Origin of the sequence: Lysinibacillus sp. A4 (genome assembly GCF_024919535.1) — a bacterium.
Taxonomy (GTDB): Bacteria; Bacillota; Bacilli; order Bacillales_A; family Planococcaceae; genus Lysinibacillus; species Lysinibacillus capsici.
In genome coordinates, this window is the sequence record NZ_JANWTB010000010.1 from 87,154 (window position 1) to 102,460 (window position 15,307).

At 38.9% G+C, this 15,307-nt stretch carries 11 protein-coding genes and 1 other annotated feature; of the genes, 6 read left to right on the forward strand and 5 right to left on the reverse strand.

All coding sequences use genetic code 11. The features are described 5' to 3' along the window. Positions 1-52: 52 nt before the first annotated feature. Together recQ and NY607_RS18725 are read right to left on the reverse strand one after the other, a co-directional pair. A complete protein-coding gene (recQ, locus tag NY607_RS18720; protein ID WP_259420142.1) occupies positions 53-1,825 on the reverse strand; it encodes a DNA helicase RecQ in 1,773 nt (590 codons plus the stop codon). A 7-nt stretch (positions 1,826-1,832) separates the two neighbouring features. Continuing rightward, positions 1,833-2,936, reverse strand: a complete 1,104-nt coding sequence (locus tag NY607_RS18725) for a TcaA NTF2-like domain-containing protein (protein WP_193767327.1) — start codon at positions 2,934-2,936, stop codon at positions 1,833-1,835. Positions 2,937-3,328: 392 nt separating this feature from the next. Between NY607_RS18725 and NY607_RS18730 the strand changes: the two genes are divergently transcribed. Beyond that, positions 3,329-3,709, forward strand: a complete 381-nt coding sequence (locus NY607_RS18730) for a DUF4830 domain-containing protein (protein ID WP_131520245.1) — start codon at positions 3,329-3,331, stop codon at positions 3,707-3,709. Positions 3,710-4,017: 308 nt separating this feature from the next. Further along, on the forward strand, positions 4,018-5,049 hold the full coding sequence (locus NY607_RS18735; protein WP_259420143.1) for a S66 family peptidase: 1,032 nt from the start codon (positions 4,018-4,020) through the stop codon (positions 5,047-5,049). Between the two features lie 298 nt (positions 5,050-5,347). On the opposite strand, the gene NY607_RS18740 is transcribed toward NY607_RS18735, so the two are convergent. Together NY607_RS18740 and argS are read right to left on the reverse strand one after the other, a co-directional pair. After that, positions 5,348-6,523 (reverse strand): MFS transporter, encoded by a 1,176-nt coding sequence (locus tag NY607_RS18740; RefSeq protein ID WP_259420144.1) that lies wholly within the window; start codon positions 6,521-6,523, stop codon positions 5,348-5,350. Between the two features lie 130 nt (positions 6,524-6,653). Beyond that, complete coding sequence (gene argS / locus NY607_RS18745; RefSeq protein ID WP_259420145.1) at positions 6,654-8,327, reverse strand: arginine--tRNA ligase; 1,674 nt, start codon at positions 8,325-8,327, stop codon at positions 6,654-6,656. Between the two features lie 44 nt (positions 8,328-8,371). After that, positions 8,372-8,591 (reverse strand) — a binding site (T-box leader). Between the two features lie 113 nt (positions 8,592-8,704). On the opposite strand from argS, the gene NY607_RS18750 reads away from it, so the two are divergent. Together NY607_RS18750 and NY607_RS18755 are read left to right on the forward strand one after the other, a co-directional pair. Beyond that, a complete protein-coding gene (locus tag NY607_RS18750) occupies positions 8,705-9,004 on the forward strand; it encodes an ArsR/SmtB family transcription factor (protein ID WP_131520404.1) in 300 nt (99 codons plus the stop codon). Between the two features lie 123 nt (positions 9,005-9,127). Then, positions 9,128-10,315: an MFS transporter gene (locus tag NY607_RS18755; protein WP_237900967.1), complete on the forward strand. Its 1,188-nt coding sequence runs from the start codon at positions 9,128-9,130 to the stop codon at positions 10,313-10,315. A 17-nt stretch (positions 10,316-10,332) separates the two neighbouring features. On the opposite strand, the gene NY607_RS18760 is transcribed toward NY607_RS18755, so the two are convergent. Continuing rightward, complete coding sequence (locus NY607_RS18760) at positions 10,333-12,219, reverse strand: FAD-dependent oxidoreductase (protein WP_305799923.1); 1,887 nt, start codon at positions 12,217-12,219, stop codon at positions 10,333-10,335. A gap of 595 nt (positions 12,220-12,814) precedes the next feature. On the opposite strand from NY607_RS18760, the gene NY607_RS18765 reads away from it, so the two are divergent. After that, entirely contained in the window at positions 12,815-14,419 is a 1,605-nt protein-coding gene (locus tag NY607_RS18765) for an ABC-F family ATP-binding cassette domain-containing protein (protein WP_004230062.1), read from the forward strand. 129 nt (positions 14,420-14,548) lie between these two features. Further along, positions 14,549-15,268, forward strand: a complete 720-nt coding sequence (locus tag NY607_RS18770) for a metallophosphoesterase family protein (RefSeq protein ID WP_048392870.1) — start codon at positions 14,549-14,551, stop codon at positions 15,266-15,268. Positions 15,269-15,307 lie beyond the last annotated feature (39 nt).

The window sequence follows — 15,307 nt, forward strand, 5'->3', positions numbered from 1 at the left end:
GGTGTCTCCAGCTTGTGGGACACCTCTCTTTTATACAATAGCAACAAATTTATTAAACAGAGGCTTCTAAAAACGATTGTAGTGCGTCAAAGAAGCGTTGACCATACTTCTCAAATTTTACTTCGCCTATACCACTCACCTGTCGTAAATCCTCCAGTACAGTTGGTCTCTTATCACATAATTCACGTAACGTTTTATCAGAAAATACAACAAATGGTGGGACCTTTTCCTCGTCGGCAATCTCTTTGCGTAATACCCGTAAGTGTTCAAATAATGGATCATTATCCACCAGCTTCTTCACTGTGACAGCTTCCTTACGCATGACCTGTCGATTGCCAAGCAGCACTTCCTTGCCTTCAGCAGATACATAAATTGTAGGGAATGTACCGTGCTTCACAGCCAGCAAGCCCTCTGCAATTAAAAATTCGATAAAGTTGGAGACATCCTTTGAGGTATATTGTCCTTTTAAAATGCCATAGGTCGATAAACGGGCAAAGCCAAATTCAGCGATCTTTTGATTTTTAGAGCCAATTAGCACCTGTGCCACCATGGTCTTCCCGAATTTTTGTCCCATACGCACAACACAGGCCAGCACCTTTTGCGCATCCTCTGTCACATCTGTCACTGCTCGCCCGTCAATACAGTTACTACAACGCCCACATGGCTCCTCCTCAACTTCTCCAAAATACGCTAAAATCGCATTCTGTAGGCAACCCTCAGTATGGCAATAATCGACCATTGTTTGTAGTTTAGCTAGCTCCTGTGTAATACGAGCCTCATCCTGTGACTGTTCGATAAGAAAACGCTGTGTTTGAACGTCCCCTGAAGCATACAATAAAATACAAGCACTTGGCAGACCATCTCGGCCAGCACGGCCCGCTTCCTGGTAATAGCTCTCCATATTACGAGGCATTTGATAATGCAACACAAAGCGCACATTACTTTTATCAATACCCATACCAAAAGCATTCGTTGCCACCATGATACGTGCCTCATCTTTTAAAAACCGCTCCTGCTCAGCCATTCTTAAATTCTCTGATAGACCTGCATGATATTTCGCAACGTCTTCACCAGAGCGACTCAGCACATCATAAATGGCATCCACAGCTTTTCGAGTAGCTGCATAAATGATGCCCACTTCCTGTTTATTTTGTTGAACATAATTTTTTACATAGCGTTCTTTATTTTCACCAATTAACACCGAAAGTGCCAAATTCTCACGTGAAAAACCTGTCATGACCGTTGCCTGCTCATCAATCGCTAACAATTGACGAATATCATCACAAACCGTTGGCGTTGCAGTAGCTGTCAGTGCTAAAACAGTGGGCTTTTGGGGCCATAGCGTAAAAAGCTTGTGGATCGAACGATAGCTTGGTCTAAAATCATGCCCCCATTGCGATATACAATGAGCCTCGTCAATCGCAAGTAATGGGACAGATAAATACGACAATGCTTGAAGAAACGTAGTACTTTCCAGTCGTTCAGGTGCAATATAGAGGAGCTTTAAATAACCCGCACTAGCAAGCTGCATGGTTGCATCCACTTCCTGTGCCGTCAGCGTACTATTAATATAGGCTGCTGGAATATTTGCTGTACGTAAAGCCTCCACCTGATCTTGCATCAGTGAAATCAGTGGCGAAATCACGATGGTTAACCCCTCAAGCATTAGCGCTGGAATTTGATAGCAAATGGATTTCCCTCCACCTGTTGGCATGACACAAAGACTTGACTGCCCTCGTAATGTTTGTTCAATAATCTGGGCTTGTCCTTGCCGAAAGGTATCATAGCCAAAATGATGCTGTAGCATTTGTCTAGCTTGCTCCATGCAAAATTCACTCCTTGTTTGTGAGACCAAGTAGCTTGTACTCGCCCTGTTCATTTTTTTCTAACTCATACAACATGTTGGAGTAGGCAAGTGCCTCCTGTCCTGCAGCATTCGTCAGGATATATTCCGTTTTAGCCTGTACGATAAGACGCTGCCCTTCTACGCGAATTGCCTGAATATCCGTGTCTGAGAAATGAATTTTGGCTTGCTTGGAAGCATAATAGGCAACCATACTAGCCAAGGTTTCCTGTATAGCCTCTGTCCCGACAATCGGTTTCAAAACACTTGCATCCTGGGTTGTCACAGCCCCCTTTAAATGCTTGTGAAACGTATCTAAAAATAGCATAATTTCATCGGTATTATACGCAAATATATTTTCTCCATATTGTTCGATTGCTTGCTGTACAGCTTCTTTATCCCCTTGTTCAATATAGGGGTATAAGTTTTTCGATTGGGAAAGTCGTACACTGGTTGTCATGCCCTCCTCAATCCATTCATCGATGGATGCTTGGAATTCCTTTATAGGCAATATGTATGGCTGCGACTCTCCTTGCTGTTGTCGATTAACATATAATCCGACAATGGCTCCGTTTTCAGCCTCCATGACAGGGCTTCCTAGAGGTATCGATTGTTCCGCTTTTATATAATAAGCCGCTACTTTATCTCGGTATTTTTGAATCGTATAGGGTAAGCCATTCACATAAACAGCTAGCTGATTTAGCTCACCTTCATATAAATTAGGCACTTGCACATCCGCTTGATAGGTTACTCGTAGCAGGGCCATATTATAGGCTGTTGACATGACATGAATAGTCGCTGCTACCAGCTTGTCCTGACCAAATTGAACAAGGGCAGTTGGTTTGGATGCCACTAGTGCGCCATTCGTTAAAATATACAGTTGATCATCCTGCTGCCTGATAATAATGCCTGCTCCAACACCATGCTCTCCAATCACTTTGACCTCTGGGACAATTTTTTCCTGTTGCTTCATCACAGCTCCTTCTGTTTCCAGCTCTGCCTTTTTATTTTGAAACCATCCTGTCCCTATTTGACTGTCGCAGCCTGCTACAAGAAAAGCTGTCGCTCCTAAAATGAGCACTTTTTTATACATACCTTCACCAAAACTTTCTATTCTACATTCTCTCTTCTCTATCATAATCAAGGATGAGTAATGTTTCAAGTTTACATAATATTATTATATACTTATTGATATTAGAAAAATGCAGCAACTACCCTAAACTCATTTCTTTCTACCCATTAATATTGGTGGAAGACAAAATTTGCTGTGAGGATGGTGTGGCTTTGAAAAAAAGTGGCGATGTTTATAAAAAAGTCGCGACGTTATACCCCTTTAGATACGCTTAGACTAAAGGTTTTTTATAAAAAGTCAGTATTCCACAAACCGGCCATATTGTGGAATACTTCGCTTTGGTAGCTTTTTAGAGGAATAAAAGTCTGTTTTATCGAAATACTTTAGTAGTTAAAAGTGAATAGGAGGGAATTATGAAAAAAATAACGATGATTTTGTGCATTCTGTTTATTTTAACAGCTTGTAACAATGAAAGGATTAACGAAAAACATAGATTATATTTAGAAGAGTTAGGTTGGTCAATTAAATCCTTTGACACAAAGGAAACACGCGAATTATCTAAGGAATCTTTAACGTTTTATGACTCTTATCAGTTTTCTTTTCTTGAGAATTATGTAGGCAAAGAGTTAGATGTAACTACTTATGAATTAAATGAGAAAGATATTGAAGGCGATAATATTCAAGCTATCTTATACGAGTATAATGGAGAAATCATAGGCTCTGTTGGAAAAACAAAGAATGCGACACCAGGTATATTAAATCTTGAAGATAATGACATAATAACCAATGACTAAACCCTATTTGTTGCTTTAAAAATGAATGTATCAATAATTCACTAATAATTTTAATAACGTTCCCAAATGAAAGTTGTGGCTTTGAAATAAAGTTGCGACGTTATCCTCCTTTAGATACGCTTAGACTAAAGGATCTTTATAAAAAGTCAGTATTCCGCAAACGGGTCAGATTGTGGAATAAAATCATTTTGTGCAATGTCTCCAAACAAGGATTTAGTAGCTTATTTCACATATACGATAGACTGTTTAAAATTTCCATTTAATATGTTGTTTTTAATGAAATTAAATCTAATTTGAGGTGAATTTATATGTTATTAAAGCCAGATAAACTCCAGCAAGGAGATTATATCGCCACAATAAGTCCTTCTTGGGGAGGTGCTGGAGAACCAGAATTAAAATGGCGTTATGAACAAGGCGTAAAAAGACTTGAAGAGGTTTTTGGACTGAAAGTTATAGCAATGCCAAATAGCTTGAAAGGTGTAGATTTTCTAGACAAAAATCCAAAAGCACGTGCAGAGGACTTAATGATGGCTTTTAAGGACCCCAAGATTAAAGCTATTATTGCAAATATTGGTGGAGATGATAGTGTTCGTTTACTCGCTTACACTGATTTTGAGGTTATAACTAAAAATCCTAAAATTTTAATGGGTTACTCAGATGTAACGATTGCTCATTTATTTTGTTTGAAGGCAGGTATATCTTCATTTTATGGACCAGCAATTTTAACCGATTTTGCAGAAAACGTTGAAATGCACTCATATACCGTTCAATCTATTCAGAAAACGCTATTTTCTAATGAAGTAATAGGTGAAATTGTTCCTTCTGTAGAATGGACAAGTGATCATTTAGAATGGATAGAATCAAATAAAAATCAAAAACGCATAATGCAGCCTAATAAAGGATACGAATTGCTGCAAGGTAAAGGTATAGTGCAGGGACGTTTAATAGGAGGGTGCATTGAAGTACTAGAGTTTGCTAAAGGTACCGTGCTATGGCCTGAAGAAAAATACTGGGAAAATTGCATTCTTTTCTTTGAAACATCTGAAGATCAACCAGAGCCTACCCTACTTAGATATTGGTTGAGAAACTACGGTGTACAAGGTATTTTACAAAAAGCAAACGGAATTATATTTGGTAAACCACAAGATGAAAAGTATTGCGAAGAATATAAAGAAGAGATTTTAAAAGTGATGAAAGAATTTAACTTGGAGGATACACCAATTCTATACAATATGAACTTTGGACATACCGAACCAAAATTCATTTTACCTCTTGGTGCATTAGCAGAAATTAATTGTAATACAAGCTCTTTTACTATTTTAGAAAACGCTGTACTGTAAAATGTTAGCGGCTTTTTAGGATGAATAAGGATATTCAATAATCGGGCGCAATTGTGGAACAACAACAGATAGTAAATAATCAAACTATTTTATAAAAATGGCATAAGTCTTCAAAAAGAAAGAATCCGTTTTAATCAATCTTTTTTTAAAGCGGATTCTTTCTTTTTAACTTAAAATTCGTGTTTGCAGGGTGTTTTTGATCAAACCTTATTTCAAAGCGACAGATGGAAGGTTATCATACCCTCAAAATAATTTTCACATAAAAAGACATGTGCAACCTGACACATGTCTCTTACAATCATTTTTTTCTTAATAGTCCAGTCGTTACTAGAATGCCGAGCATTAATAATACAAAGATCAGATACGTCCATGTATGGTTGCCCGTTAGGTCATAGCAAATGCCTATTAGAATGGGGATAATGGCACTTACCATAAAGCCACCTGCCAGCACCATAGATGACCAACTAGTGGCCTCCTGATCATTTTTGGCTTCATCAAGAGGCAGCAATAGTCCGATTGGAAATAGCCCGCTTAGCACAATGCCAATTAATAAAACAGCCAGCCATAGGTAAATACCCGCTGTCAGCCAGAGTAGCATAAATCCAATCACGCCAACAAAGCTAAACACTAGTAGCCAGACCATTCGATTTGGCCATTTTTCCATGAGAATCGGTACGGCCATATTCCCTATCATTTGTACAATAGACATAATTGTTAGCATGGCACTGGATGCCTCTAATGACAGGCCTTTATCCTGCAATAGCGGCGTAAGCCATGACATGATAGAGAAAAAGAGTGATGTTTGTAAACCAAAGTACAGTAAAATTACCCAGGCACGTCTAGATGTCCACGGATTACGGACATCTTCTGACGCAGTTACTTGTTGGAGCTGCTCGTTGTGTTCGGATGGAATTGCCGCTAGCCAGATAACGAGAGCAACTATAGCAAGGATTGACCACATGCCAAGGGCGATTGTCCAGCTATTACTGAAACCCTGATAAAAAGTCACGGTTAAGGCTGCACTTAAAGTAGCCCCAACGCCAATACCGAATGAATAGATACCGACTACTGTCGTAAAGCGTTCTGGAAACTTTTTCTTAATATAAGCATTTAGAATAGGACCAATCATTGCAATCACTAAGCCTGCCGCAAAGCTTGTCACGATGAGCAAGAGATAACTTGCTTGGAAAAAGCGTAGCCCATTCGCGACGACAAGGATAGCCACTAAAAGGGTGATAGCTGATTTCGTGCCCATTTTTCGCTGAAGCGGGACAGCTAAAGGTGCAAATAATCCCATACAAAAAACGGGGATAGCTGTGAGAAAGCTCATGCTTGTATTCGAGACATGTAAGGACGTCATGAGGACATTAAAAAGCGGTCCTATTCCCGTGACAGCTGGCCTCATATTAAGAGCGACAAAAAATATACTAATGACCACGAAGGTGAGTGATACGGTCCAATGTTTTTTAGCCATTTGTTTGATCCTCTCTATTATTACGCAGCCTTCATTTATGAAAAGCTTGCATGGATTCCTCTATCCTTTTATCATGTTTTCGATGGATGGTCAATGATTGGACAGTTTGACTTTAAATGGCTAATTCTTCTTACATATTTTTAGGTGACTCAATACCTAATAAGGCTAATGACTCTTTTAAAACAATAGCAACACTCTGGCATAGTGCAAGACGAGATGCCTGCTGTTCATCATCTGCTAATATTTTGTACTGTGCATAATATTTATTGAATAAACGTGCCAGTTGTAAGACATATTTTGCTATTTGGGACGGATCAGCCTGCTCAAAAGCCATAGCTACCGTTTTAGGAAACTGTTCTAGTAATAAGATAATTGGCCAAGCCTGCTCACCTAAAGATTTGAATAGCATAGCTTGAGTCGGAGCTTTCTTTTTATCTAAAATAGAGCAAATACGTGCATATGTATACTGTACATATGGCCCTGTTTCGCCTTCAAAATTCATCATTTGCTCGATTGAAAATTCAATATCGTTTAGACGATGGGATTTTAAATCATTAAAAATTACCGCTCCAACCCCCACTTGCTTTGCGACTTGCTCTTTGTTAGGTAGAGAAGGGTTTTTCTGCTCCATATTACGCTGTGCAGTCGCTATAGCTTCTGCTAGTACATCAGCTAATAACACCACTTTGCCTTTACGCGTCGACATTTTTTTACCATCCTTCAGCATCATGCCAAATGACACATGCTGCAGATTCTTTGCCCAAGGATAGCCCATTTTTTCGATTACCTGAAAAAGTTGTTTAAAGTGGAGGGACTGCTCATTGCCAACAACGTAGAACATCTTTTGCGGCTGGTAGTGCTGTTGGCGATACAGGGCTGCTGCTAAATCACGCGTCGCATAAAGCGTGGCTCCATCCGTTTTTGTTATTAAACATGAAGGCATCTCCTCCATCTCCACAACATACGCTCCTTCTGATTCCACAAGGAGCCCTTTTTCTTCTAATTCTGTTACAACGGACGGCATTTTGTCATTGTAAAAGGCTTCACCTATAAAGGCATCAAAATGAATTCCTAATAGTTCATATATTGTTTGAAATTCTACGAATGATACATCTCGGAACCATTGCCATAATGCCTGCGCCTCTTCATTACCGTCCTCCAATGCTTTAAAGGCGGCACGAGCCTGTTCATTGAGCGTGGGGTCTTGCTCTGCCTCTTCATGAAACTTCACATAAATCTTTAATAACTCCTCTATCGGTGACGCTGAAATAGCCTCTTTATCACCCCAAAGCTGATAAGCAACAATAAGCTTGCCAAACTGTGTACCCCAGTCCCCTAAATGATTGATACGAATGGCTTGATAGCCATTTTTTTCTGCAATATTTGCTAAGGCATTGCCGATGACCGTTGAACGTAAATGTCCCATCGAGAAAGGCTTGGCGATATTAGGAGAGGAAAAATCTAAGACGACCGTTCCCATCTTTGTTGGAGTAGTACCATATTGTTGCTTGTCGTGCAGAATCTTGCGTAACACCTGCTGCGTCACCTTTTGTTGATCGAGAAAAATATTGACATAGCCACCAACAGCTTGCACAAGCTCGATACTGTCATGATTTAATTGACTTGCTATATGTGCTGCGATACTCTGCGGTGATTTTTTCCACACTTTTGCTAGAGTAAAGCATGGAAAGGCTACGTCCCCTAGCTCCAAGCTTTTGGGTTTTTCTAATAATGACAATATGTCCTCTCCTATTATTTGTTGTTTTAATGCAACTGCTAAACTGTCGGCGATTTGTTGATTCATCTTGCTCCTCCTCCTGTTCAAATAAAAAAGCCCTCGCCTCTAAAATTAGAGACGAGAGCATGATAATCCCGTGGTACCACTCTAGTTGCCATGTGACATGACCACTTTCCATTGTTAACGAGGTGACGCCCCGCTATTCTCTACTACTTGTTCGAGAATCTTCTCCAAAGTGCGCTTCATTCATGGTCCCTGCATTAGGCTCACACCATCCCTAACTCGCTTGCCAGTCATCCCATCAATTACTCTCTTTTTCATCGAATTTTTCTATGATTTTTACATATATTACCGGACTTCCTTATTGGCGTCAACCATTTTTACTGTAAAATGACGGTACTTAGCAATTGACATATCGAGATAATTCGATATATTATCGTCATATGGAACCAATTGAAATTTTCAAAGCGTTATCAAACGAGACGAGGCTAAACATCTTACAGTGGTTGAAGGAACCTGAGAAACATTTCCCAAAAGTGAGTATCGAAGGAGGCGTGTGTGTTGGTGATATTCAAGAGAAAGCTAAAACTTCTCAATCAACCGTTTCTCACTACTTAAATATGATGCAAAAAGCTGGACTTCTCGAATCTTTTCGTCATGGTCAATGGACGTATTATAAATTAAAAGAAGAAACGATTCATCAAATTGCTTCGTTTCTTGTCTCAGATACCCAAAATGATTAATTGGGTTTCTGTTTTAGTTATTATATCGATTATTCACGATAAATAGATACGCTATATTGATTAGGTTTCGAATAATATATCGATTATTCTAGATATATAAATATAAAAGGAGAGCATTATTTGATGAAAGAAAATACACTTAGTCATAAACATAAAATTTTAGCCTTTACCTTAACATTATTAACTTTTGTCATGGGAACAAGTGAATTTGTCATTGTAGGATTATTAACAGAGGTTTCGACAGATTTAGGCATTACCATCGCCACTGCTGGTTCCTTAGTTTCTGGATTTGCGATTGCCTATGCCATTGGTACACCTATCTTAACCGGTTTTGTTAGTAGATTTGCAAAATATCCACTCATGTTACTGTTCATTGCTATCTTTATACTTGGAAATATAGTAAGTGCCTTAGCTAGTTCCTATGGTATTTTAATGACTTCTAGAGTTGTTACGGCTGTTGTCAGCGGTGTGCTAACAGCATTATCTATGTCTTTAGCAAATGATAATATGCCAAAGGAAAAAAGATCCTCTATCATTGCCTTAATATTTGCTGGTTTTACCATTGCCAACGTTATGGGTGTACCGCTAGGAACGATGGTGGGTCAATGGAGTAATTGGCATATGACATTCTGGTTAACGGCTCTATTAGGAGGGATTGCCTTTGTCATCAGCCTCTTTGTGCTACCTCGGAATAGTAAAGGAACAAAAGGTTCGCTATCAGACCAATTAAGTTTATTTAAGCAACCTAAAATCATTCTAGCATTCTTCATTCCTGTTTTTACGATTGCTGGAACATACACAATCTATACTTTTATTACGCCAATTTTAGAAAACAAACTTGGGATTGATACGAAATATATAAGTATTGTTCTCTTAATCTATGGTTTTTTTTCGATCTTTAGTAATCTTTTAGCTGGCAAGATCGCTCAACATAATGGTCTTAGTAAATTGCGTTATACATTCATCTTTCAGGCCATTATCTTATTTACCCTCTATTTCACGATGTCCTCCACATGGCTGGGACTCACGAGTATTATGTTAATGGCTATCATGCTTTATGCTGTGAATGCAACTGTTCAACTATACTTCATGGATCTAGCAGAAAGGTATTCCCCGTCTGCCAAAGACTTTGCATCCTCGTTAACCCCTGTAGCCGTTAATGTGGGCATTGCATTAGGGGCTGCAATTGGTGGGATTGTCGTTGCCACGGGTAGTCTAGACAAACTTTCATGGGCTGGTGGAATTTTAGCACTCATAGCTTCAGTGCTAACATATATAAGCTATCAATTGGATCAAAAGGATGGACAATAGAAAAAAAGAAACATTCCTCAAGAAGAGGAGTGTTTCTTTTCTACATAATGAATCACATCAGCCATAATCGCATACATCTCTTTTAATTTTAATTCCTTATTGTCAGAGACTTTCTTCGCTACTTTCTCCGTGACCATTCCTTTTTCTACTAATGTATCCCAGCTTGTCGCATTGGATTCACCGATGAGAACATCAGCCAAATACTGGGCTAGCTCATCTCGCTCAATGGCTTCATCGCCTTGATTATAAACTTTATTGATGACAATTTCGAGCTGATCCTTCATTCCTGATGCACTTTCTCCACCAGCACGTAGCATACTCTCTTTTAACATTTTAGCAAACTTTATTTTCGTCGCCTTACTGTTTACTTTTAGGTCATTATCATAGCCGCCTACTACAAGGCCGTAATTAATGAGCGTTTGAATGGCTTCATCATACCATTCTCCTTGATATGGATACTCAATTGAAAATGAATCAACATAGGCACCTTGTTTAGCCAATTGCTTTCGTAATGTAGCGATTAATGGTTTATCCTTACTCATGTCTCTAAAGGTTACATCGTGCTTCTGTATAAGAGCAGCCGCAGTCCCAGCCGCTTCACCTGTTACCATCCCTGTTGGAACAATACGTGCACTACCAGCTGCAAGTGATGAATAACCAGCAGAGCGTCCGACAACCAGTAAGCCATCAATATCCTTCGGTACTAACGAACGGAAAGGAATAGCATATTGCTTTGGTGCAGCGATCACATAGCCATAATCATGAGGCGTTTGCGCTTGCACATCGACTGGATAAGAGGCAATGCCAATGCTATCCCACTGATCACTATTTTTCCACAGGTCTGCCATTGGTAATTGATACTCTGCCCAAATATGTCTTGTTTCTCGGACGTAGAGTTCTTCTGGATAGCTGACAATTTCAGCCTTTTCAAACCCTGGGAAGTTTGTTTGTAAATATTTTAGAATGTGTAACGTTTCTTTCTTCCCAGCGACAATGGCCGCTTGTTTGGCGGATTCATTCAAACCATCAATACCAAAAATCTGTAAAGCATTGATGAAATATTCATCATCTACACGAGCTAAGTTTAACCCTCGTAATCTTGTGCCCTCTTGTAATGGCTTGTATTCATCATGCAGCTTTGTAAAGCCCCACATCACCGTATGATTTAAATTAGCACCGCCAAATACACCGGAATTAGCCGCTTTTTTTACTTCATCCCAATTGACATTTTTTAGATGTAGCATTAAAGTCACGGCCATGCGCTTATCTTTTATGCCAATATCTTCGCCACCTACAAAGAAAGGTACGCCCGACAAAGCAGCAAAATCAGCATCCTGTGTAGCATCTATGAATGATTTCCCCGTCACAACATATGTACCGTACTCATTTTTTAATTCCACAGACGTTAATTGTTGTTGTTTGACATTTGCTTTCACAACCTCGGTTTGCACGGATAACGTTAAGTTGGGCTCTTCATCGATCAGCTTTTTAAAGGCTGCCTTGGCACCTACAATGCCAAAAGCGTCATTCCCTCTAACAAGCTCATGCCATTCCTTAAATATTCCCTCACTAATCGAGTTGTTACGGCCATTACGAGGAATGTCGAGGAAATTCAGCATACCATATGTAAATAATCCACCTAACTCTTGTCGTTTTTCGACTAGCAATGTTTTCGCACCATTTCGAGCCGCAGCCACAGCCGCAGCCACACCCTCTGGTTCACCACCGATGACAATAACATCATATTCTTCCTCTATATGTTCAATTGGTTCTGGCTTTTTATACTCATCTACTAATTTATTGTATGCCATAGAGTTTGTTATTTCTTTAATAAAATAGTAGCTACCAAACCCAAGTAAAACTACTATTACACAAGTGGCTGTCCATAATAAGCCCTTACCCATAATATACCTCCAATTGTTAAAATTTCCATCGATGTGTTTATTTAATCATCATTCCCGCCACAAGGGCTGAATGTCCTAGTTGAACGCAGGCATATCAATACCAACAACGACTAATTCTTTAGCTTACAGCATTCTTATATGAAATTATCATCAAGAAAAATGAATGAAATCATTTATGAGGATTGTGATGTTTTTCGTCTAACTTTAGCAACATCTATCTAGTATAAATGAAAGAGCCACGAATAGCTGGCATTCAAAACGGGGATGGGCTTGTGGGCACCAGTGATGATTTACTTGACATATAAACAGTCAGAATCATTCTAGCCGAAACCTTTGTGAATAAGCAACTAAAATCCCCGTGGTAAATGATGTAATTTTTCTATTCTTTTTCAAAAATAGTTAATCACACTACAATATAGACGCCTTACTCTCAAAGAAAGTTACACCAAATTTAACTTTTTTATTGTATCTTTATTCAGTTTATGTTTAACAAAAAATGCGGAAAGAACGCCAAACCTTGATTTAATAATGTTTATAGACTATGGAACATATTTCATGCTATACTAGAGCCATTGTGAAAAAAGGAGGAACTTGCATGATTCAAGTTAGTAATGTAGGTCTTCGCTATGGCGATCGTAAACTATTTGAAGACGTAAATATAAAATTCACACCAGGCAATTGCTACGGTTTAATTGGGGCAAATGGTGCTGGTAAATCAACATTTTTAAAAATCCTTTCTGGTGAAATTGAAGCGCAGGAAGGAAATGTATCAATGGGTAAGGACGAACGTTTATCAGTCCTGAAACAAAACCACTTCGAATACGATGAGCATACAGTGCTCGACACAGTTATTATGGGGAATAAGCGCCTATATGACGTAAAAACAGAAAAAGACGCTATCTATGCAAAGGAAGATTTCTCAGATGAGGATGGCATGCGTGCTGCAGAGTTAGAAGGTGAATTTGCAGAGCTAAACGGTTGGGAAGCTGATTCAGAAGCGGCTACACTATTAAACGGTTTAGGTATCTCCGATGATCTTCATTACATGCTAATGGGCGATCTTGAAGGTTCTGACAAAGTTAAAGTATTACTGGCACAGGCACTGTTTGGTCAGCCTGATGTACTATTACTCGATGAGCCTACCAACCACCTTGACTTAAAGGCAATTCAGTGGCTGGAAGAGTTCCTGATTAACTTTGAGAATACAGTTATTGTTGTATCCCATGACCGTCACTTCTTAAATAAAGTATGTACACATATTGCGGATTTGGACTTCTCTAAAATCCAATTATATGTAGGGAACTATGATTTCTGGTATGAATCTTCTCAATTAGCGCAAAAAATGGCACAAGACCAAAATGCGAAAAAAGAAGAGAAAATTAAAGAATTACAAGCGTTTATCGCACGTTTCTCTGCCAATGCTTCTAAATCGAAGCAAGCAACATCTCGTAAAAAAATGCTTGATAAAATTGAGCTTGATGATATTAAGCCATCAAGCCGTAAATATCCATTCATCAACTTCCAAATCGGGCGTGAAATTGGTAACGATGTCCTAACAGTAGACGGTCTAACAGCAAGTCATGAAGGCGAAACGCTATTCAAGGACATGCGCTTCTCGATGAACAAAGAAGATAAAATTGTTTTACTTGGTAGCCCAATGGCGAAAACAGCACTTCTTGATATTTTAATGGAAGAAAAAGAAGCGGATGCTGGCACATTTAAATGGGGTGTAACGACATCTCAAAGCTACTTCGAAAACGATCATGACAAGTACTTCGAAGGTTCTGAAAAAACATTAGTAGAATGGTTACGTCAATATTCTCCAGACGATGAAACAGAAAGCTTCCTTCGTGGTTTCCTAGGACGTATGCTGTTCTCTGGTGAAGAAGTGAAGAAATCCCCTGCTGTTCTTTCTGGGGGCGAAAAGGTACGTTGTATGCTATCGAAAATGATGCTTGCGACAGCAAATGTTATTTTATTAGATGAACCTACGAACCACCTTGACCTTGAATCAATTCAAGCATTGAACGAAGGCTTAATTCGTTTCAAAGGCGCAATGATTTTCACATCACATGACCATCAGTTCATCCAAACAATTGCTAACCGTGTCATCGAAATCCGTGAAGACGGCTCTATTTTAGATAAGCAGTTAACATATGATGAATTCCTAGAGTGGAAAGATAGCCAAGGCTTAAGCTAAGCTTTACAAAAATCCTCTACCCATAGTGGGTAGAGGATTTTTTTGTCTTTTGTGTTTATATGGTTTTTAAAGGATTAAAAGGATTTTTATTGAACTATATAGTATAGCATTAATGAGGGGGTAATCTTCGTGAAGAAAATTGCAATTATATCAGATATTCATGGGAATAAAACGGCATTAGAGGCCGTATTAAAAGACATTCGCTTAAGAAAGATTGACAGAATTTTTTGTTTAGGTGATTTAATCGGCAAGGGCCCTCAAGGATCTGCCTGTATAGAACTTATCCAACAGAATTGTGAACAAGTCGTACGAGGCAATTGGGACGTATTTATTCAATCCCCTACTGACAATGATTTTCTCCAATGGTTTAAAGATCGATTAACAGCAAAAGACTATCAATATCTCGGGTCATTACCCTTCCATATTGATCTTGAATTAAATGAACAGCTCATAAGATTTTTCCATGCGTCTCCAAGAAGTGAATTTGAACGTATCCTACCAAATCATCCACTTGAAAAGCGTTTATCTATGTTTGAGAATACGGCAGTAACCAATTCAAGCCATTACAAGAAACATCCTGATATTGTGTTCTATGGCGATATCCATACAACTTTTTTACATACATATAAACAAGGAATTCTTTGTAATGTAGGGAGTGTTGGTAATTCACTTGACCTAACTTCTGCTTCCTATGCCATTCTAGATGGAACACAGTCAAACAATGCCATCCAATTTATTAGAGTAGCATATGACCGAGAGGCTGAGCTAATGATCGCAAAAGAGCTGGGTATGCCTCAATTAGATCAGTATTATAATGAAATAATGTTTGCCAACTATCGAAATGCTTAGTACCGTCATAATTAAAAAAGAATCCATTTTCATGCCAAC